Origin of the sequence: Acidovorax sp. SUPP3334, from assembly GCF_030159055.1 — a bacterium.
Lineage (GTDB): Bacteria > Pseudomonadota > Gammaproteobacteria > Burkholderiales > Burkholderiaceae_C > Paracidovorax.
This window is the reverse complement of record NZ_BQXQ01000043.1, coordinates 17,520-36,426: the sequence shown is the minus strand read 5'-3', so window position 1 is coordinate 36,426 and position 18,907 is coordinate 17,520. Positions and strand designations below refer to the sequence as shown.

Here is an 18,907-nt window from a genome sequence, read left to right as displayed (position 1 = left end):
CCGCTGCTGGCGACTCTCCTTCGCGCATGCGCTGTACGGCCAGCATGCGCATTTCTTCCAACACATTGTGGGCCAGGGTGCGTCCGTCTCGTTTCATGCCGTCAATGAAAGCACCGATCGCCGCACTTCGCAAGAGCGTGTTCTCTAAGTTACTGACTTATGAGTAAGTCACCCGCCGGTACTGCTGCATCATCGGCGTGTGGTGCGACAGGTCGCCGCCCGGTGGCGGTGGCGCGCCGGGGCTGCCGGCAGGCCCGGCCATGCCGGGGGCGGCGGTGGGCGTGGTGGTGGTTGGGGCGTTTTCTGCCTGCTGCTGCATGGATGCTTTCTCTCGACGTCACCGGGTCGCTTCAGCGCGCGCAAACCGCTCGCTGCACAAATTCCACACGGGGTGGCATCGCGGCGCCGTGATGGGCCGCGGCGAACCCTCTATCGTGGACGAGCACCTCGGCGCTTCGCATGGCTGAGGCGTGCTGAACATGGGGGCTCCATGGCAAACCGTTTTCGCGGGCTGCGATCTTGCCGATTCGATAACGGTTTGTATTTCTATGTTGGCAAGTAAATGAGAAAAATATTCTCATAAAAGCTGCTTACGATGGATGCAGTTACCAAGATTCATAGAATTCGAGCAAAATCCATGGAAATCTACCTCGACGCCAACGCCACCACCCCCGTTCTTCCCGCTTCCCGCGCCGCGGCCCTGGCCACGATGGCGGACGACTACGGCAACCCCAGCAGCACGCACAGCACCGGCCTCAAGGCCCGTGCTCTGATGGACGCGGTCCGCGCCCGCGCGCGGCGGGTGGTGGGGGCGCCGTCGGGGCAGCTCATGTTCGTGAGCGGCGCGACCGAGGGCATCCAGACGGCGGTGCTGTCCGCGCTGGACCGCTTGCGCGTGCAGCGCGCTGCGGGCGAGGCCGTGCCGGAGTTGCTGCTCTACGGCGCCACCGAGCACAAGGCGGTGCCCGAGGCGCTCAAGCACTGGAATGCGTTGCTGCAGCTGAACCTGCAGATTCTGCCGATTCCCGTGGGCCGCGACGGCCGGCACGACCTTCCCTGGCTGCGCGCCCATGCGCCGCGCGCCGGGTTGGTCTGCACCATGGCGGCCAACAACGAGACCGGGGTGGTCAGCGATCTGGCGGGCATCGCCCTTGCCCTCGCCGGCAGCCGCGCGCTGTGGATGGTGGACAGCGTGCAGGCCCTGGGCAAGATGCCGCTGCAACTGGTGGACCACCCCATCGACTACGCCACGTTCTCCGGCCACAAGCTCTACGCGCCCAAGGGGATCGGCCTGCTCTACGTGCGCGAAGGCGCCCCGTTCACGCCCATGATGGCCGGTGGCGGGCAGGAGGGCGCGCTGCGCTCGGGCACCGAGAACATGGCCGGCATCGCCGCGCTGGGCGCGGTGCTGGCGGCGCTGGAGGACGGCACCACGTTCCAGCCGCCCGCGGTGCTGGCCGACTACCGGGCGCGCCTGGGCGATGCGCTGCAGGACGCCTTTCCGGGCCTGGTATTCAACGCGCCGCCCGCGCACTGCCTGCCCACCACGCTCAACTTTTCGGTGCCGGGCGTGGGCTCCAAGCTGCTGCTGGATCTGTTCGACGCGGCCGGCGTGCGCGTCAGCGGCGGCTCGGCCTGCAGCGCGGCCAAGGCGCAGCCCAGCCACGTGCTGGAGGCCATGCAACTGCCCGCGTGGCAATCGGCCTCGGCCGTGCGCCTGTCGTTCGGCCCGGCCGCGGACGGCGCCTTCATCGACGAGGCCTGCGCCCGCATCCGGGCCTGTGGCGGCTCGCTGCGCGACAGCTGCCTGGGCCCGGCGCAGCATGCCGCGCCGCCGGTGGAGGGCGTGACGCGTTTCGTGGTCGATGGCGCCTGCTGCTATCTCGTGGCCGATGCCGCCAGCCGCCGCTGCGCCGTGATCGACCCGCTGCCCGAGGTTACCGAGCGGCTCGCGCAACTGGTGCGCTGCCAGGGCTACACGCTGGCCGCGCTGCTCGACACGCACAGCCACGGCGACCACGCGTCCTCGGCACCGCAACTGCGTGCGGCGCTGAGCGGCAATGCGGCCACCTTGGATGCCGCAGCCGTGGACGCCCTGGGCTGGCCGCATGGCGCCGAGCGGATCGACCTGGGTGCGATGCACCTCACCCGCCTGGCCTCGCCCGGCCACACCGAAGACTCCACCACCTACCTGCTGCACGGCGCGCAGGGGCTGCTGCGCCTGGCTTTCGTGGGCGACACGGTGATGCCGGGCGCACTGGGCCGCAGCGACTTCGCCCAGAGCGCGCCGCTGGCCTTCGGCCCGTCGCTGCACCGTCTGGCACAGGTGCTCGGCCCGCAAACCCTTTTGCTGCCCGGCCACGACTACGACGACCGCTTCGCCAGCACGCTGGGCACCGAGTGCACGGCCCAGCCGCTGCTGGCGCAGGTGCTGGAAGGCCATCTGGACGCCCAGGCGTTTGCCGAGGCCAAGGCCCAGCTGGAGCACGGCCTCGCGCCCCAGGCCACGGGCGGCCAGCCGATGGTGTGCGGTGCCCGGGTGGACGCGGCGCCTTGCGCAGCCGCTGCCTCCAGCGACCTCAATGCCACGGCGCTGCAGGCCCTGCTGCAGGGCGAGTCCCCGCTGCTGCTGGTGGATGTGCGCGAACCCTACGAACAGCGCCTGGGCCGCGCGCCCGAGCTGGGCGATGCGGTGCAACGCCAGGCGGTGCCGCTGTCCGCCCTGGTGAATGCCTTGCCGGACTGGCTCGCCCTGCCGCCGGACACCCCCGTGCTGTTCTTTTGCCGCAGCGGCAACCGCAGCGCGCAGGCCGCCAAGGCGCTGCGCCGCCTGGGCCATGCGCGCGCCTTCAGCCTGGCGGGCGGCATGGCGCTGTGGCGCCCTTGATCGGGCGCACCAAGAGGTGCAAGAGCCTTCCAGGTGCAGCCGGGGGGTTTTGGGTCGAAAAGGCCTCCAGCACAATAATCTCTAAGGGGTGGTGCTATGAAAAATATAGCAATCGCTGCTGCTACCGCGCATAGGTCAGTGGCAGTGCGGTGGTGAACTTGATCTCTTCCATCGCGAAGCTGGAGCTGATGTCGCACAGGTGGTTGCTGGCGATCAGTTTCTTGTAGACCCGGTCGTACGCCGCGATGTCAGGCACCACCACCCGCAGCAGGTAGTCGATCTCGCCGCTCATCCGGTAGAACTCGACGACTTCCGGCATGACCTGGATGGTGGCCTTGAAGTTCTCGAACCACTCCTGCGTGTGGGTGCTGGTGCGCACCGAGACGAACACCGTCACCCCGACATTGATCATCTGCGCATCGACCAGCGCCACGCTTTTCTTGATGACGCCGCTTTCCTTCAGCCGCTGCACGCGGCGCCAGCACGGCGTGGTGGAGAGCCCGACTTTGGCGGCGATTTCCGCCCCTTGCTGGTCCGCGTCTTCCTGCAACAGATCCAGGATCTTTTGGTCAATGGTGTCTAGTTTCACGGTGAATTCGGATGGGAAGGGAGGGGTGATTATGAAGAGGAGGGCCCTCGTCGCGCGGGGTTGCGACGCTGCCGCGCCCGGCTGCGGATCGGATGATTCCGCCAAGCGGATTCTGCCCGTGTCGCGCCGGCTGAGCGCAGTCTGGGGGCTTTCTCCTGGCCTCGACCGCAGTCGATGGGCGCCGCGACCCGCCTTGGCGGTGCTGCAATCCGCCAGGGATTTCGCCGCACTGGCAGCGCCCCAGCCCGCCAGAAGCCGTTTCGAACGCAGGGGCAGCCGCCCCTTTTCAGCCCCCGCAGTCCATGAAGCGCCGTCAGCGCCTTTCCAGCGTCACGAAGCTGTACGGCAGGCCCGCCGCGCTCACATGGTGCTCGCGCGCCGTCTCCACCCATTCGGGCCCCAGGTCGGGGGCGTGTGCGTCGCCCTCGAAATCCCGGCCGATTTCCGTCGCTTCGATGCGCGTGGCCAGCGGCAGCGCCTGGGCGTAGATCTGCGCGCCGCCGATGACCCAGGTGGGGGCACTGCCTTGCGCCGCCGCCATCTGCAGGGCTTCCCCCAGGCTGGCGGCGCTCAAGGCACCCTCGGCCTGCCAGCCGGTTTGCCGCGTCACCACGATGTTGGCTCGCCCCGGCAGCGGCCGAAAGCGCGGGGGCAGCGAATCCCAGGTCTTGCGGCCCATCACCACGGGGCAGCCGTGCGTGAGCTGGCGGAAATGCGCCAGGTCTTCGGGCAGATGCCAGGGCATCGTGCCGTCCTTGCCGATCACGCCATTGGCGGCGCGCGCATAAATCAGGTGCAGTGCCATGACGGACATCCTCACAGCGGCTTCAAAGAAATAAGAAGGGAAGGGCGATCGCGGTAGCGATAGCGCGCCAGGGCATCAAAAGTGCAGGAACGCCATGGTCCCCACGCCCAGGCCGATCGCCGCCACGCCGTACATGCCGTATTCCAGCCATTTCTTGCGCGTCAGCAGCGCGATGGCGGCCAGGGCGATGGCCACCTGCAGCGCGGTGGTGGCCTGCGCCCAGCGGTGGTGCTGGTGCATCTGCGCTTCGCTCTGGTGGTCGAAATCGAGCGACTCGCGTTCCAGCTTCTCCGCCTGGGCCTTGATCTCGTTCTTCTCGGTTTCGTAGCGGTCCAGCTTGGTCTGGTAGCCGGCCTTGCGGTCGTCGGGCGCCAGGTCGCGCGCCATCTCGGTCAGCGACTGCTTGGTGCTCTTGGACTGAAAGTAATTCCACTGGTTGGATGCCTCCGTCTTGCGGATGGCCGCATCGTTCTTCAGCAGCCCCGCATTGGCCTGCGTGGCCCCGCCCATGTAGGAAAAGATGGCGCCCACCGTCGCCACCATCGCGGTGAACATCGCGATCTTGCTGGTGGTGGAAAAGCCGCCTTCGTGCGCGGTGCCATGGCCGCCCTGGTCGTGGCCCTGGCTGGCATGCTCGACCGCGTGGTCGTGCGGGCCGTGTACGTGAAATCCGTCGGAAGACATAGTGCGTGGAACTCTGGTTGGACGAAAAAACGAAAAAACGGGCGCGCCCTGCAACAGGCCGTCCCGTCGGGAATTTCAGGCAGTGGAGCGCCCCATCGGATCGGTGCCGTGGCGACCGGCGGTCAGACGGCCACCGGGGCCTTGATGGCCGGGTGGTGCTGATAGTCCCGCACGTCGAAGTCCTCGAAGCGGTAGTCGAACAGGCTGTCCGGCCGGCGCAGGATGTGCAGCGTGGGGTAGGGCAAGGGCTCGCGGCCCAGCTGCAATTGCACCTGTTCCTCGTGGTTGCTGTAGATGTGGCAGTCCCCGCCCGTCCAGATGAAGTCGCCCACGTCCAGGTCGCACTGCTGCGCCACCATGTGCGTGAGCAGCGCATAGCTGGCGATGTTGAACGGCACCCCCAGAAAGATGTCGGCGCTGCGCTGGTACAGCTGGCACGACAGCCGCCCGCGTTCGCCGGGGGCCTGCGGCGGCGCCACGTAGAACTGGAAGAAGGCGTGGCAGGGCATGAGGGCCATCTTGTCCAGATCGGCCACGTTCCAGGCGCTCACGATGATGCGCCGCGAGTCTGGGTTGTTCCGGAGCGTCTCGACCACCTGGGCGATCTGGTCGATGTGGCCGCCGTCCGGCCTGGGCCAGCTGCGCCACTGCACGCCGTACACGGGGCCCAGGTCGCCGTCCTCGCGCGCCCACTCGTCCCAGATGGTCACACCGCGTTCGTTGAGCCACCGGTTGCTGCTGGAGCCGGTCAGAAACCACAGCAGCTCGACGATGATGGATTTCAGGTGCACCTTCTTCGTGGTGACCAGCGGAAAGCCCTCGTTCAGGTCGAACCGCATCTGGTGGCCGAACACGCTCTTCGTGCCCGTGCCGGTGCGGTCGCCCTTGGCCACGCCGTGGGTGTGGACGTGGCGCATGAAGTCTTCGTACTGGGAGCGCACGGGGCGGGTGGAATCGGTCATGGGCGATGGGCTTGAACGCTAGGCGCAACGATGGAGCGGTGGATTCTAGGCGGCAGCGGCTAAGCTTGCCGGTTGCTTTCTCGATTCAAGGAAATCCGCCCCATGCGCCTTTCAGCCTCTCTACCGTTCCTGGCCGCGTTCCTGTTGGCCGGTTGCGCCACCCAGGTGCCGCTCACGCCCGCATCGCCAGCCCCGACACCTGCCAAGCCTGCGGCATCCGCCTCCGCACCGCCGGCCACGGCCACGGCCACCGCCGAACGCTGGGCCGGCGTGCAGGCGCAGGTGGGCCGCAAGCCGTCGGAAGGCACGGACTTTCTGCGCACGGGCCCGATGGGCGTGCGGGTCAAGGAGTTGCTCGGTCCCGTCAATCACCCCGAATTCCTGCAGAACATGGCGATCGCCACGCCGCTGCGGCAGGAAGGGGGCTTGCTCTACATCACCGGCCGCAGCTCGCAGCAGCCGGATGCCCGGTCCGCCGCCGTGGTGGTGGACCCCTCGCGCGATGCGATGCGCGTGTGGCTGCAGACGGGCGATGCCGAATGGGACGTGCAGGACGCCGGCGCGCCGGTGCCCCTGCCGGCCGACGTGCGCAAGGTGCTGGAAGACGCGCGGCGCTGAGCCGGCCTGGCGGGCCGCGCCGTGCGGCCCCTCGCTCACCTGTGCCGGCCCTGGCGGGGCCGGCAGATCGTCAGGCGCTTCGCACCGGCAGCATGCAGTGCGGGTTCATCAGGCCCTGCGGGTCCAGCGCGCCCTTGATGGCGCGCATCATGGAAAGCGCCACGGGCGACTGGTACTTCTCCAGCTTGTCCACCTTGAGCGCGCCCACGCCGTGCTCGGCCGAGAACGAGCCGCCGAACTGCGCCACCGCTTCGTACACCAGGTGGTTCACGCGGGCTTCCTCGTCGCGCAGGAAGGCCTTGGCATCGCCCTCGGCCGGGGCCTGCACGTTGTAGTGCAGGTTGCCGTCGCCCAGGTGGCCGAAATTGACCAGCCGCACCCCCGGGATCTCGCGCTGCAGCAGCGCATCGGCGTATTCGACGAAGGCGGGAATGCGCGGAATCTGCACCGAAATGTCGTGCTTGATGTTCAGGCCTTCCTCGGCCTGCGCGAGCGGAATGTTCTCGCGGATGTGCCAGAGCTGGTGCGCCTGCGCCAGGTTCTCGGCCACGACCGCATCGGTCACGCAGCCGGCCTCGAAGGCGGTTTCCAGCAGCGCTTCGAAGCGCGTGCGGGCATGCGCCTCCGATTCGCTGTCGCTGTTTTCCAGCAGCACGCCGTAGGGCACGTCGGCCTGGTCGATGAAGGGCACGCGCAGTTGCGGCATGTGTTTGGCGACCAGGCTGAGGGCGAAGCGGCCCATCACCTCGAAACCCGTCAGGCCCGCGCCCAGGTGCTTGTGCGCCAGGGCGAGCAGTTGCACGGCGTGCTCCATCGACGGCACGGCGGCCCACGCCGTGAGGCTGGCTGCGGGCTGCGGGTACAGCTTCATCGTCGCGGCGGTGATGATGCCCAGCGTGCCTTCGCTGCCGATGAACAGGTCGCGCAGGTCGTAGCCGGTGTTGTCCTTGCGCAGGCCCTTGAGGCCGTCCCACACATCGCCTTGCGGCGTGACCACTTCCAGGCCCAGGCACAGGTCGCGCGCGTTGCCGTAGCGCACCACCTGCGTGCCGCCGGCATTCGTCGCCAGGTTGCCGCCGATGGTGCAGCTGCCCTCGGCCGCCAGGCTCAAGGGGAACAGCAGGCCGGCCTTTTCGGCCGCGTCCTGTACGTTCTGCAGGATGGCGCCCGCCTCCACGGTGAGGGTGAGGTTGTCGGCATCGACCGCGCGGATGGCGTTCAGCCGCGTGAGGCTCAGCAGCACCTGGGTGCCGGTTTCGTCGGGAATGGAGCCCACGGCCAGGCCCGTGTTGCCGCCCTGCGGGACGATGGCCGTGCCGGCGGCCGCGCAGGCGCGCACCACGGCGGCCACTTCCTGCGTGCTGCCGGGGCGCACCACGGCCAGGGCCCTGCCGCGCGCCCGGCGGCGCCAGTCCTGTTCCCAGGCGGTGAGGTCGCCCTCGGTGAGCACATGGGCGGCGCCGACGGTCTGGCGCAGGGTGTCGATCAGTGTGGACATGGTGTTCTCGAAATCTTGCGGAAACGGATCATGGGACGGGGGCTTGGCGACCAGGCCGCCCTCAGGGTGCTGGTGCCGGTGCGGGGGCCGGTTCGGGCGCAGGGCCTGGTGAGGGCCTGGGCGCGGCCAGCGCCGCCGCCTCGCGGGCGTGCCGCTGGCGCAGCCGCACGTGCAGCGCACAGGCCACGAACAGGCCCAGGCACAGCGCGATCTCCAGCATCGCCAGCCACTGGCCGGGCGGCTTGTCGCTCCAGGCGCGGACGACGCCTTCGGTGAAATACAGCCACACCACCAGGCTCACCCAGCGGTAGGTGTACATGCGGTGCTTGAGCAGGCCGGCCAGCGGCACCGCCAGCGGCAGCGCCTTCAGCGCCAGCCAGGAGCCGCCGGGCCGCAGTGGGCTGAGCCAAAGCTCCCAGGCCAGGCTGAGCACGATGAGGCCGAGAAGGCAGCCCACGGCCAGCCATCGGGTGGCAGCCACGTCGGGGGCTGCAGGGTGGCCGGGGCTGGTGGCCGCGCCAGGGGGGAGGGGGGAAGATGGCATCGGGGTGGCATCATATCGGCCATGTCCTTAGCCCCACTTGCGCAGCGCTTTGAAGCCGTCCTGGCCGATCTGTCGCATTTTCCCTGGCGCATCACGGCGCACACCCTGCGCGAGCGGTTCCGCGAGGACCGCCTGGGCCTCACCGCCAGCAGCCTGACCTTCACCACGCTGCTGGCGCTGGTGCCGTTCTTCACCGTGGCGCTGGCCGTGTTCACCGCGTTTCCCATCTTCGGCACGCTGCAGACGGGCCTGCAGCGCTGGCTGGTGGACAGCCTGGTGCCGGACAGCATTTCGCGCCAGGTGCTGGGCTACCTGACCCAGTTCGCGGCCAAGGCCAGCGGCCTGGGCGTGGCGGGCTTTTCCATCTTGCTGGGCACCGCATTGGCGCTGGTGCTCACCATCGACCGCACCCTCAACAACATCTGGCGCGTGCGCCGGCTGCGGCCGCTGGGTCAGCGGGTGCTGATCTACTGGGCCGTCATCACGCTCGGGCCGCTGGTGCTGGCGGCCAGCCTGGCGCTCACCACCTGGGTGGCGGCGTCGGCCTCGCGCGGGCTGCACGACGCGCTGCCCGACAGTGCGCGGCTGCTGTTCGATTCCATCGAATTCATGCTGCTGGCCGGCGGCACCGCCGCGCTGTACCGCTATGTGCCCAACACGCAGGTGAAATGGCGCCATGCGTGGTCGGGCGGGGTGTTCGTCTCGGTCGGCATCGAGGTCGCCAAGAAGGTGCTGGGGCTGTACCTGGCTTCGGTGCCCACCTATTCGGTGCTGTACGGCGCGTTCGCCACGCTGCCCATCCTGCTGGTGTGGATCTACGTGGCCTGGGTGATCGTGCTGCTGGGCGCGGTGGTGGCGGCCTACCTGCCCAGCCTGCTCAACGGCGTGGCCCGCCGCGCCAGCGGCCAGGGCTGGACCTTTCAGCTGGCGGTGGAGGTGCTGCAGGCGCTGCACCAGGCCAGCGGCACGCCCGCCCGGGGCCTGCGCATGAGCCGCCTGTGCCAGGCCCTGCGCGTGGATGCGCTGCAACTGGAGCCGGTGATCGAATCCCTCACCGCGCTGGACTGGGTGGTGCAGGTGAACGAAACCGCCGCCGGCCTGCCCGAAACCGTGGAGCCGCGCTACCTGCTGGTGGCCGATCCTGCCGCCACGTCGCTGGAGCCGCTGGTGCAGCGCCTGCTGATCGAGCGGGCGCCGAGCCTGGAGCGCTTTTGGGGCAACACCGGCGTGGCGGTGCTCAAGATGGCGGACGTGCTGCCCCGCGGGGCCTGAGCGCCGACGGCGCTGAGCCGTCGTTGGCCGGGCGGGCCAGGCAGGCCGGGCCCGGTACGTCGTTGCCACGCACTCGGTGATCAATTGCTATTTTTTTTGTAGCTATGCCCCCTAGAGGTATATGCGCTGGAGGCTATTTCTTGCCCAACTGCTGGCCCACCGCAGTCCCCGCCAGCACCGCGCCTTCCAGCGTGGCTGGGTAGGGCCCGCGCACATAGTCGCCGCAGGCCCACAGCCCCGGCGCGATGGCGTTGGACGGGCGCTGCAGCGCCGGCGTGCAGGCGAACGTGGCGCGTTTTTCCACCACCGTCTGCACCAGCTCCAGGGCCGGCAGGCCCAATTGGCGCATGGCCTGGCGCAGCACCTGCTGCTCGCGCTGGGCGCGGTCGCCCTCGAAGGCGCTCACCACCAGCGCCAGCAATCCCGCACGGCTGCCCAGCGCGCCGCGGTCGAAGGCGAACTGCGCCGGCTCGCCCGGCGAACTGCGCAGCGCCAGCATGGGGCTTTCCAGCACGGGCCCCCGCGCGCCCGGCACCTGGGCATAGACCGTGGCGATGGCCGTGAAGCGCATGGCGCCAGCAACGGCCGCCCAGTCGTACAGGGCCGAGCACAGTTCCTTGCGCATGGCGGCCTGGGCCGAGCCCGCGCAGCCCGTCACCAGCCTGGCCGCGTCGCTGCTGGGCAGGGCCAGCACGGCGGTGTCGTAGGCATCGCCGTCCACGGTCCAGCCGCTGCCCTGCGATGCCGAGGGCGCGATGGATTGCACCCGCCGCGCGCGATGCACGGCGTGGCCCTGGTCCTGCAGCCATTGCGCGGCGGGTTCGGGAAACAGCGCGCCCAGATCGGTGCGCGGCAGCAGCAGGTTGGAGCCGCCGCGCCCGCTGAAGAGCGCATCGCGCAGCACGCGCAAGAAGACGGTGGCGCTGGCATCGCTGGCCGGCGTGTTCAGGGCCGAGACGCACAGCGGCTCGACGAATTCCGCCATCAGCTGCGCCGGCAGGCCCTTGCTGATCTGCAGCACCGTGTCGTCCGGCTCGCAGCGGAATCCGCCCAGGCCCCACATCCAGCGCGCGGTGGTGGCCATCAGCGCCACCCGGTGGGCCAGGCTCCAGCCCCGGGCCGTGGCGATGCCCCACACGGCGTCCCAGGGCGGGGCGATGTCGGGCAGGCGGATGCCCTTGCCGTCGGCAAAGCGCAGCGACAGCGGCATGCGAAGCAGGGCCGCATCGGGGTCCACGCCCACCACTTGCATGAGCCGCAGGCACTCGGCGTAGGCGCCGATCAGGATGTGCTGGCCGTTGTCCAGCGTGACCGAGTCGCCTTGCCCGTCGGACACCGACAGGGCGCGGGCGCGGCCTCCCAGGGCGCGCGTGGCTTCGAAGACGGTCACGCTGTGCCCGGCCTGCGCCGCGGCCACGGCGGCCGCCATGCCGGCCCAGCCCGCACCGATGATGGCAACGCGTTGCATGGGTGAGGGATCCCGGTTCAAAGCCGGCCGAGCGCCTGGACTTTCCAGGCCAGCCAGAACTTGCGCAGCGGCGTCAGGCTCACCCGCTGGTGCAGCACCTGAAAGTTGTCGCGCTCGATCTCGCGCAGCAGGGTGCGGTAGATGCTGGCCATCATCAGCCCGGGCTTCTGGGCGCGCCGGTCGGTAGCGGGAAGCAGGGCCAGCGCCTCGTCGTACAGCCGGTGCGCGCGCTCGGCCTGAAAGCGCATCAGCGCGGTGAACCGGTCGGAGTACTGGCGCTTGAGCACCTCGTGCGCCTTCACGTCGAACTGCTGCAGTTCGGCCACGGGCAGGTAGATGCGGCCCATCATGGCGTCCTCGCCCACGTCGCGAATGATGTTGGTGAGCTGGAACGCCAGGCCCAGCGTGTGCGCGTATTCGGTGGTGCGGTCGTCGGTCTGCCCGAAGATGCGCGCCGCGACCTCGCCCACCACGCCCGCCACCAGCTGGCAGTAGCGCGCGAGGCCTGCAAAGTCGAGATAGCGCGTTTGCTCCAGGTCCATCTGGCAGCCATCGATCACGGCCTGCAGGTGGCGCTCCTCGATGCCGTAGGCGGCGGTGTGCGGCATCAGCGCGTGCATCACCGGGTGCGTGGCGCGGCCCGCGAAAGACTGCGCCACCTCGGCCTGCCACCAGGCCAGCTTGGTGCGCGCAACGCCTGCGTCCGAAACCTCATCGACCACGTCGTCCACTTCGCGGCAGAACCCGTAGAAAGCCGTGATGGCCGCGCGGCGCGGCGCCGGCAGGAACAGGAAGGCGTAATAGAAGCTGCTGCCCGAGGCGGCGGCTTTTTGCTGGACGTACTGTTCCGGTGTCATGGGGCGCGATTCTCCCATGGGCGCAACGGCCGGGCGGCGAGCACGGGCCGCCCGAGCGGGCGTGGCCGGAAAAAGGCCGGTGCTTCGCATTTCTCTCAGCGCTTTCGTATGGCCGGGCCGTGGGCGCAGGCTGCCCCCCTACATTGGATTTCAAGCGGCGATTTCCCGATGCGAGGCACGGCGAGCGTCCGCCTTGAAAGGTTTTCATGTCCCTCACTTCCAAGCTCGCATCCAAAGTCTTGTCCGCCGGCAACCGCTTCGTCAAAGAGGTGGCGTCGAAAACGACAGGCCAGCCAAAGAAGACCCCATCGGGTGCCTCGCAGGCCCGGCCGCAGCAGGATGCCGTCTTCTCCAAACTGAATTCGCGGTCCAATGGCGCGGCAGCCCGTCCGCAAGGCGCGCAGTCGCAGCAGCCCAGGGCCAACCTGCAGTCGTTCCGGCCCGGCAGCCAGCAGACGGGTTTCGTTGGCCAACCGCATCAGCGCGTGCAGACCTCGAGTTTTCAGCAGGCCACGGCTGCCGCGCCTTCCCCGCGCAAGCAGCAGCCCGAGCCCGCGGGCTTGAAGATGTTCGGCGGTGGGCGCAGCGATGCGCCGGTGTCTCAGCCGGGAGTGCATCGCAACTCGATGCGCCCTGCGAGTTCATCGAGTTCCCTCAGTTCCATGAGCTCCTGGGGTTCCACCAATTCTTCAAGCTCCTGGGGCTCCACCAGTTCATCGGACTCCTCGCGCCCGGCGAGCCCTTCGCGTCCCACTGGCCCCTCGCGCCCGGCGAGCCCTTCGCGTCCCGCGAGCAAAACCCAGGCTGCGGGTTCTCAGCAGGCAACGTCATCCACGGGTTTCGGGCGGACCAAAGCCCAGTCCGCTGACCCCGGTGCGGACCAGCCCAAACTGCGGTTCATCCGGGGAACCCGGGAGGTCAAGGCGAAATACATCGATGCCAAGAACCGCATGGATGCCGTGACCAAGGCCCAGTATGAGGTGCGCACGCAATTGGACAACGCGACCGATGCCATGCCCGACGAGCAATACGACGCGCTGGTCGAAAGGTATGACTACCTCTCCGCTAAGAAAAAAACGGCGGTCAGTAAACACAATACCCTTCGCAACGAAATGGCGAAGATGAACATTCCCGTGGCGTACCATGTGAGCCAGGCACTGACGGCCAACCTTCCGATGCTGGAGAAGCTGGCGAATCTGTCCGGCAAGTTCGCCAAGGTCGATCAGACGGGCATGGCCTTCGACCTGGAGCGCACCATGCGCCGCAGCGGGGCAAAAATGGTGAGTACCTTCAGGGCCGCCCAGGAGTTCAACGAACTGTCGGGCCAGCGCGAGGCCATCATCAATAGCCAGAACCAGCTCAAGCAATTGCTCGCCAGCAACGAGATGGATGGCCTGCGCTACGCAGATCCCCAACTGCACGCCTCGCTCAGCCAGATGGCGAAGATGGACATCGGCCAGTCTTTCGGCAAGCTGGATGCGTTGCAAGGCGTGGCCAAAGACATCAAAGAAGCTTTTGACAGCCAGGGGCTGTCGTCGATGCTGTACTCGACTCCCAGCACGCCGGAGGAAATCCAGGCGCGCAAGGAGGAAGAGTTGCAGGCGCACCAGGATGCGATCGACCAAGGCTATCTGTAGTCCGGTGGCCCACGAGGGGCATCGGTTCGGGAGCGCCGCCGCCCCTGCCGCCGACTTGGCGGACAGGCCTCAGAAAGCGATCTGCTCCACGCCCATGTCGCTCGGGCGGCGCAGTGCTTCCTTCATGAACATGCTCATGGGCAGCATTCCCTGCTGCTCCACGCTGAACCACTTCTTGTACAGCGCGGTCATCTCTCCGCCCTGGATCATGCGGCGCGTGACGCGGTCCACCAGTTCCTTGAACTTGGGATCGTCCTTGCGCATGCCGATGCTGTAGGGCTCCAGCGACAGGCGCTTTTCCAGGAAGTGGTAGTCGAAGTGGTAGTCGTCCACGTTCTTGCCCAGGCGGGTGAGCGGAATCCAGATGCTCGCATCGTCGGCGAAGGCGGCATCGGCCTCGCCCTTGATCGGTGCGCCCACCACGTCGATCGTGCTGTCGGCCAGCACGTAGTTGAACCGGCTGTTGTACGTGCGCTCGTTGGCGCGAAGCAGTCCTTCGTTGGTGGTCTTGCCTTGGACGGCGATGCGCTTGCCCTGCAGGTCGTCCAGCGTCTTGATGCCTGAATCCTTGCGCACCAGGAACGAAGAGGTCGCCACGAAGATAGATGTGGTGGTTGAACGCGATTTCCTTTTGGCGCGCGGCCGTATTGGCCGTTCCGCCGCATTCCAGGTCCACCACGCCGTCCTTCACATCGCTGATGCGGTTCTTGCCGTCCACCAGCAAATAGCGCACGCGCAGATCGGGCCGCTTCAGCTCTTTCCTGATCTCCTCGAAGATCTGAAGGCACACATCCACGGTGTAGCCCTTGACCGCGCCGTTGCCGTCCTTGAACGAGAAGGGCAAAGACTTTTCACGGTGGCCCAGCTTCGGTTCACCCGAGCTTGCGATTCGCGCCAGCGTGTCTTGCGCCCAGGCGGGGGGCGGCGCTGCTGAACGCGGCCACGGCGGCCATGAACGCCCACGGGCGCAGTCGTGAAAGGAAATGCATCTTGGAAAGGCGGTTGGGAACGAACGAGGGGGCACCGCGCCGGACGGCGGGCGAAAAGCGCAAAGTGTATGCGCGTGTAACGAAAAATAGCAGGGTTTGCCCGGGCCTGAGGCGTTCGTGCGTCCTATTCGCCACCGTCTCCGCGGCACTCCAGCCGCCCCCGTGGCTCCAGTCGCTCCAGTCGCTCTCGTCGCCCCAGCGAGCCAGGCCGTCAGCACTCCACCACGTTCACCGCCAGCCCGCCGCGCGAAGTCTCTTTGTATTTGCTCTTCATGTCGGCGCCGGTCTGCATCATGGTCTTGATCACCTGGTCGAGCGAAACCATGTGCGTGCCGTTGCCGCGCAGCGCCATGCGGGTGGCGTTGATGGCTTTGATGGCGCCCATGGCATTGCGCTCGATGCACGGAATCTGCACCAGCCCGCCGACCGGGTCGCAGGTCATGCCCAGGTTGTGCTCCATGCCGATCTCGGCCGCGTTTTCGACCTGTGCGGGTGTGCCGCCCATGACCGCCGCCAGCGCGCCGGCCGCCATCGAACAGGCCACGCCCACTTCGCCCTGGCAGCCCACCTCGGCGCCCGAGAGCGAGGCGTTCTCCTTGTAGATGATGCCGATGGCGCCCGCCGTGAGCAGAAAGTCGGCGATGCCGTCTTCATCGGCGCCCGGCACGAACTTCACGTAGTAGTGCAGCACGGCCGGGATCACGCCGGCAGCGCCGTTGGTGGGCGCGGTGACGACCCGCCCGCCTGCGGCGTTCTCCTCGTTGACGGCCATGGCGTAGAGGTTGATCCAGTCCAGCATCGACAGCGGATCGCGCAAGGCCTCTTCGGCGCGGCCCGACAGGGTCTGGTGCAGCAGGCCGGCCCGGCGCTGCAGCCGCATCGGACCTGGCAGGCTCCCCTGGCTGGCGCAGCCGCGCTGCACGGCGCCGGCCATGGTCTGCCAGATGCGCAGCAGGCGCTGGCGCACTTCGGCGCTGCTGTGCCAGTGCCCTTCGTTGGCGAGCGTGATGGCCGCGATGCCCTGGCCCGTCGCCGCGCATTGGGCCAGCAGTTCGGCACCGGTGCGGTAGGGGTGGGGCAGGCCCGCGCCGGAGCCCAGGGCGGCCGGCTCCATCGCGGCGACGCTGTTCAGCACGCGCTGACCCGCCTCGTCCACCACGAAACCGCCGCCCACCGAATAGTAGGTGCGCGTGAGCAGCACCTCGCCCTGCGCATCGTGGGCATGAAAGCTCAGGCCGTTGGGATGGAACGGCAGGCTCTTGCGCCGAAACAGCAGGTGTTCCTTTTCGTTGAACGCGATCCGGTGCGAGCCCAGCAGATCCAGGCAGCGCCCCGAGCGAATCGCCTCCACCGTGGGGCCGATCCGGTCCGGCTCGATGCGGTCCGGCTCGTGTCCGGCCAGGCCCAGCAGAACGGCGCGGTCCGTGCCATGCCCCACGCCCGTGGCCGCCAGCGAGCCGAACAATTCCGCGCCCACGCGGTGCACCGGCCCGAAGCCGACGGCCTGCTGCAGCGCGACAGCGAACTGCCGCGCCGCGATCATGGGCCCCACGGTGTGTGAGCTGGAGGGGCCGATACCGATCTTGAACAGATCGAAGACGCTGACGGACATGGTGGGCAATGCAGGGGCTGTGGGGCGCGCAGGCTAACCCGGCAGCGGAGCGCAGGCACGCTCGGTATCCCTGAGCGGTAGCGGTGTGCCGCCGCCCAGGCAGGCAGGTCCCGCCAAGGAAATGCTATGAAAAATATAGCTGCATGCCGGCGTATTCATTGCGCTGAGGGGCGATTTGTTGCTTGCTTTTCGCTGCGCCTTCGAGCTTGCGCATGGCGGCGCTTGCCAGCCATGAATTCGGCTTACATCGCCACGGCCCGGCCCAGCATGCGTGCCCAGTCGAGCGGGCGCAGGCGCGGCCGGGTGTGCAGGCTGTCACCGTCCAGGGCTTCGACCTTGTCCAGGATGCGCAGTCCGCCCTGCACGACCAGGCGCAACTCCCACCCCGCGCGGCCGGGAAGGCGGTGCACCAGGGGCGCGCCTTGCTCCATCAGTTCCCGCGCCCAGGCCGCGCAGTCGGTGACGAGCGCCCGGGTGGTGGGCGTGGTGCGCAGGGTGGAAAGCTGGCTGCGGTCCACGCCATGCGCTGCGCAGTCGGAATCGGTCAGGTAATGGCGTCCGCGCGGAATGTCCACGCTCAGGTCCTGCCAGAAGTTGATCAGTTGCAGCGCGGAGCAGATCGCATCGCTGCGGGCGAGCGACGGTGCGTCGTCCACGCCGTACAGGTGCAGCAGCAGCCGGCCGACCGGATTGGCGGAGCGGCGGCAATAGTCCAGCAACTCGGCCCGATCGGCGTACACCGCGCCGTCGCGGGTGCGTGCGACGTCCTGTGTGAACGCGCTGAGCAGATCGGCCAGCAGCGGCGCGGGCAAGGCGTGGCTGTGCAGCACGGCCTGCAGCGGGCCGAAAATGGCGGCCCAGCGCTCCCCGGGTGCGTGGCCGGCGGCAATCGATTGCAGCTCGGCCCCGTACTCCGCCAGCACGGCCAGACGCGCGTCGGGGCTCGCGTCCCCCTCGTCGGCCAGGTCATCCGCCGCGCGGGCGAATGCGTAGATCGCTGCGATGGGCTGGCGCAGGTGCGGTGGGCACAACAGCGAGGCCACGGGAAAGTTCTCGTAGTGCGTCACGGCCGGCGCCAAAGGCGCGTCCTGTGGTGCGGGGCGGGGTGCGGATGGGGGGGCTTGCAGGGTCACCGCGTGATTGTCGCTTGACAAGATGACGAGGCTTCTCATAGATTACTAACCAGTCAGTCAGTAAAATAAACCGCTTTCCCGGAATCAGCATGAACACCTCTGTCGCGCCGCGGCTTTCCCGGCCGTTCCCCTCGCAGCCCCGTCACGGGGCATTTTCTTGGGTGCAGCGCACCATGGGGGGGCTGGCCCTCGGCGCGGCCGTCCTCGCTGGGGTGGGTTGCTCCAAGCCCGAGCCGGCGCCCGAGCCGGTGCGGTCCGTCAAGCTGCTCACGGTGGGCGCAGGCCCGCTGAACACGCAACTCGAATATGCCGGTGAAGTCCGGGCCCGCATCGAATCGCGACTGGGCTTTCGCGTGGCGGGCAAGATCGTGCAGCGTCAGGCCGAACTCGGCCAGCGGGTCCAGGCCGGGCAGGTGTTGGCCCAGCTCGATCCGCGCGATTACCAGTTGGCCGCCGACGCATCGCGCGCGCAGGTCGCCTCCGCGCTCACGCAGCGGGATCTGGCCGCCGCCGACTACCAGCGCTACGCCGCGCTCAAGGCGCAGAACTTCATCAGCGGCGCCGAGCTGGAACGCCGTGCCTCCACCCTGAAAGCCGCCGATGCGGCGCTCGACCAGGCCCGCGCCCAGTTGGCCTCGCAAGGCAACCAGACCGGCTACACGCGGCTGGTGGCCGATGTTTCGGGCGTGATCACAGGCATCGACGCCGAGCCGGGCCAGGTGGTTTCCGCAGGCACTCCCGTCGTGCGCATCGCTCAGGACGGCCCGCGCGACGTGGTGTTTGCCGTGCCGGAAGACAAGGTCGCCCGCATGAAGGCCGGCCAGCCGGTGGCCGTGCGCTCGTGGTCGGGCGGTCAGCCCTTGACCGGCCGGGTGCGCGAAGTGGCCGCCAGCGCCGACGCCGTCACCCGCACGTTCCAGATCAAGGTCGCCATCGAAGGCGCCGAAGCGCCGCCCCTGGGCGCGACCGTGTACGTTCTGCCCGAAGCGCTGGGCCAGGCTGGCCAGCAGGCGATCAAGCTGCCCACGAGCGCACTGCGCCAGGAGGGGCAGCAGACGGCCGTGTGGGTGTTCGACGCTGCCAGCGGCACCATCCGGTCACAGGTCGTGCAGATCGCCACGGCGGACGGCAACGAGGCCGTGGTGGCCTCGGGCCTGGCGCCCGGCATGCAGGTCGTTGCCACGGGCGTGCATGTGCTGTCGCCCGGCCAGAAGGTCGTGCCGTATCAGCAAAAAATGCCTACAGCGCAGGCTGGTAGTGCGAAAAATGCTACTAATAACATAGCAAGCGCGCCTGCCGCGCCAGCATCCGGCCCGGTGGCGGCCATCCCTGCATCCACTGCCCGCTGAAGG

17 protein-coding genes and 1 pseudogene are annotated in these 18,907 nt (G+C 68.3%); 5 read left to right on the top strand and 13 right to left on the bottom strand.

Annotation, left to right across the window (positions count from 1 at the left end; translation table 11 throughout):
• Window positions 1–157 precede the first annotated feature (157 nt).
• On the bottom strand, window positions 158–319 hold the full coding sequence (locus AVHM3334_RS19770; RefSeq protein ID WP_284415184.1) for a hypothetical protein: 162 nt from the start codon (window positions 317–319) through the stop codon (window positions 158–160).
• Between the two features lie 318 nt (window positions 320–637).
• Between AVHM3334_RS19770 and AVHM3334_RS19765 the strand changes: the two genes are divergently transcribed.
• Window positions 638–2,887 carry an aminotransferase class V-fold PLP-dependent enzyme gene (locus AVHM3334_RS19765; protein ID WP_284415182.1) on the top strand — a complete coding sequence of 750 codons (2,250 nt, stop codon included), beginning with the start codon at window positions 638–640 and terminating at the stop codon, window positions 2,885–2,887.
• 121 nt (window positions 2,888–3,008) lie between these two features.
• Here the strand turns inward: AVHM3334_RS19765 and AVHM3334_RS19760 are convergent, their stop codons facing one another.
• From AVHM3334_RS19760 to AVHM3334_RS19745, 4 genes are all read right to left on the bottom strand, one after another.
• Complete coding sequence (locus AVHM3334_RS19760) at window positions 3,009–3,476, bottom strand: Lrp/AsnC family transcriptional regulator (protein WP_284415180.1); 468 nt, start codon at window positions 3,474–3,476, stop codon at window positions 3,009–3,011.
• 313 nt (window positions 3,477–3,789) lie between these two features.
• The gene (locus tag AVHM3334_RS19755) at window positions 3,790–4,281 is read right to left on the bottom strand and encodes a dihydrofolate reductase (RefSeq protein ID WP_284415178.1); all 492 of its coding nucleotides are present in this window, start codon (window positions 4,279–4,281) and stop codon (window positions 3,790–3,792) included.
• A 75-nt stretch (window positions 4,282–4,356) separates the two neighbouring features.
• A complete protein-coding gene (locus AVHM3334_RS19750; RefSeq protein WP_284415177.1) occupies window positions 4,357–4,965 on the bottom strand; it encodes a DUF4337 domain-containing protein in 609 nt (202 codons plus the stop codon).
• Between the two features lie 122 nt (window positions 4,966–5,087).
• Window positions 5,088–5,927 (bottom strand): thymidylate synthase, encoded by an 840-nt coding sequence (locus AVHM3334_RS19745; RefSeq protein WP_284415175.1) that lies wholly within the window; start codon window positions 5,925–5,927, stop codon window positions 5,088–5,090.
• Window positions 5,928–6,029: 102 nt separating this feature from the next.
• On the opposite strand from AVHM3334_RS19745, the gene AVHM3334_RS19740 reads away from it, so the two are divergent.
• On the top strand, window positions 6,030–6,545 hold the full coding sequence (locus tag AVHM3334_RS19740; RefSeq protein ID WP_284415173.1) for an Ivy family c-type lysozyme inhibitor: 516 nt from the start codon (window positions 6,030–6,032) through the stop codon (window positions 6,543–6,545).
• A gap of 70 nt (window positions 6,546–6,615) precedes the next feature.
• Here the strand turns inward: AVHM3334_RS19740 and AVHM3334_RS19735 are convergent, their stop codons facing one another.
• Window positions 6,616–8,043 carry an FAD-binding oxidoreductase gene (locus AVHM3334_RS19735; protein WP_284415172.1) on the bottom strand — a complete coding sequence of 476 codons (1,428 nt, stop codon included), beginning with the start codon at window positions 8,041–8,043 and terminating at the stop codon, window positions 6,616–6,618.
• Between the two features lie 61 nt (window positions 8,044–8,104).
• Window positions 8,105–8,587, bottom strand: a complete 483-nt coding sequence (locus AVHM3334_RS19730) for a DUF2069 domain-containing protein (RefSeq protein WP_284415170.1) — start codon at window positions 8,585–8,587, stop codon at window positions 8,105–8,107.
• Between the two features lie 21 nt (window positions 8,588–8,608).
• Between AVHM3334_RS19730 and AVHM3334_RS19725 the strand changes: the two genes are divergently transcribed.
• Window positions 8,609–9,859, top strand: a complete 1,251-nt coding sequence (locus tag AVHM3334_RS19725; RefSeq protein WP_284415168.1) for a YihY family inner membrane protein — start codon at window positions 8,609–8,611, stop codon at window positions 9,857–9,859.
• Window positions 9,860–9,992: 133 nt separating this feature from the next.
• Here the strand turns inward: AVHM3334_RS19725 and hpnE are convergent, their stop codons facing one another.
• Window positions 9,993–11,327: a hydroxysqualene dehydroxylase HpnE gene (gene hpnE / locus AVHM3334_RS19720; RefSeq protein ID WP_284415167.1), complete on the bottom strand. Its 1,335-nt coding sequence runs from the start codon at window positions 11,325–11,327 to the stop codon at window positions 9,993–9,995.
• Between the two features lie 17 nt (window positions 11,328–11,344).
• Window positions 11,345–12,184, bottom strand: coding sequence for a presqualene diphosphate synthase HpnD (hpnD, locus tag AVHM3334_RS19715; RefSeq protein WP_284415165.1), 840 nt, complete (start codon window positions 12,182–12,184; stop codon window positions 11,345–11,347).
• A 206-nt stretch (window positions 12,185–12,390) separates the two neighbouring features.
• Here hpnD and AVHM3334_RS19710 point away from each other — a divergent pair, with 206 nt between their 5' ends.
• Window positions 12,391–13,821, top strand: a complete 1,431-nt coding sequence (locus AVHM3334_RS19710) for a hypothetical protein (protein WP_284415163.1) — start codon at window positions 12,391–12,393, stop codon at window positions 13,819–13,821.
• Between the two features lie 69 nt (window positions 13,822–13,890).
• Here the strand turns inward: AVHM3334_RS19710 and AVHM3334_RS19705 are convergent, their stop codons facing one another.
• From AVHM3334_RS19705 to hpnC, 4 genes and pseudogenes are all read right to left on the bottom strand, one after another.
• Window positions 13,891–14,418, bottom strand: a complete 528-nt coding sequence (locus AVHM3334_RS19705; RefSeq protein ID WP_284415161.1) for a transporter substrate-binding domain-containing protein — start codon at window positions 14,416–14,418, stop codon at window positions 13,891–13,893.
• A gap of 106 nt (window positions 14,419–14,524) precedes the next feature.
• Window positions 14,525–14,845 (bottom strand): annotated as a pseudogene (locus tag AVHM3334_RS19700) (hypothetical protein); the annotation flags it as partial.
• 176 nt (window positions 14,846–15,021) lie between these two features.
• Window positions 15,022–16,422: an L-serine ammonia-lyase gene (locus AVHM3334_RS19695; RefSeq protein WP_284415159.1), complete on the bottom strand. Its 1,401-nt coding sequence runs from the start codon at window positions 16,420–16,422 to the stop codon at window positions 15,022–15,024.
• A gap of 242 nt (window positions 16,423–16,664) precedes the next feature.
• Window positions 16,665–17,549 carry a squalene synthase HpnC gene (hpnC, locus tag AVHM3334_RS19690; protein ID WP_284415188.1) on the bottom strand — a complete coding sequence of 295 codons (885 nt, stop codon included), beginning with the start codon at window positions 17,547–17,549 and terminating at the stop codon, window positions 16,665–16,667.
• Between the two features lie 95 nt (window positions 17,550–17,644).
• Here hpnC and AVHM3334_RS19685 point away from each other — a divergent pair, with 95 nt between their 5' ends.
• Window positions 17,645–18,904, top strand: coding sequence for an efflux RND transporter periplasmic adaptor subunit (locus AVHM3334_RS19685; RefSeq protein WP_502869950.1), 1,260 nt, complete (start codon window positions 17,645–17,647; stop codon window positions 18,902–18,904).
• Window positions 18,905–18,907 lie beyond the last annotated feature (3 nt).

What these genes read in the sequence shown, in the direction of transcription:
- AVHM3334_RS19770 (WP_284415184.1), bottom strand. Translation starts at nt 319, where the DNA reads ATGCAGCAGCAGGCAGAAAACGCCCCAACCACCACCACGCCCACCGCC.
- AVHM3334_RS19765 (WP_284415182.1), top strand. Translation starts at nt 638, where the DNA reads ATGGAAATCTACCTCGACGCCAACGCCACCACCCCCGTTCTTCCCGCT.
- AVHM3334_RS19755 (WP_284415178.1), bottom strand. Translation starts at nt 4,281, where the DNA reads ATGGCACTGCACCTGATTTATGCGCGCGCCGCCAATGGCGTGATCGGC.
- AVHM3334_RS19750 (WP_284415177.1), bottom strand. Translation starts at nt 4,965, where the DNA reads ATGTCTTCCGACGGATTTCACGTACACGGCCCGCACGACCACGCGGTC.
- AVHM3334_RS19745 (WP_284415175.1), bottom strand. Translation starts at nt 5,927, where the DNA reads ATGACCGATTCCACCCGCCCCGTGCGCTCCCAGTACGAAGACTTCATG.
- AVHM3334_RS19740 (WP_284415173.1), top strand. Translation starts at nt 6,030, where the DNA reads ATGCGCCTTTCAGCCTCTCTACCGTTCCTGGCCGCGTTCCTGTTGGCC.
- AVHM3334_RS19735 (WP_284415172.1), bottom strand. Translation starts at nt 8,043, where the DNA reads ATGTCCACACTGATCGACACCCTGCGCCAGACCGTCGGCGCCGCCCAT.
- AVHM3334_RS19730 (WP_284415170.1), bottom strand. Translation starts at nt 8,587, where the DNA reads ATGCCATCTTCCCCCCTCCCCCCTGGCGCGGCCACCAGCCCCGGCCAC.
- AVHM3334_RS19725 (WP_284415168.1), top strand. Translation starts at nt 8,609, where the DNA reads ATGTCCTTAGCCCCACTTGCGCAGCGCTTTGAAGCCGTCCTGGCCGAT.
- hpnE (WP_284415167.1), bottom strand. Translation starts at nt 11,327, where the DNA reads ATGCAACGCGTTGCCATCATCGGTGCGGGCTGGGCCGGCATGGCGGCC.
- hpnD (WP_284415165.1), bottom strand. Translation starts at nt 12,184, where the DNA reads ATGACACCGGAACAGTACGTCCAGCAAAAAGCCGCCGCCTCGGGCAGC.
- AVHM3334_RS19710 (WP_284415163.1), top strand. Translation starts at nt 12,391, where the DNA reads ATGTCCCTCACTTCCAAGCTCGCATCCAAAGTCTTGTCCGCCGGCAAC.
- AVHM3334_RS19695 (WP_284415159.1), bottom strand. Translation starts at nt 16,422, where the DNA reads ATGTCCGTCAGCGTCTTCGATCTGTTCAAGATCGGTATCGGCCCCTCC.
- AVHM3334_RS19685 (WP_502869950.1), top strand. Translation starts at nt 17,645, where the DNA reads ATGAACACCTCTGTCGCGCCGCGGCTTTCCCGGCCGTTCCCCTCGCAG.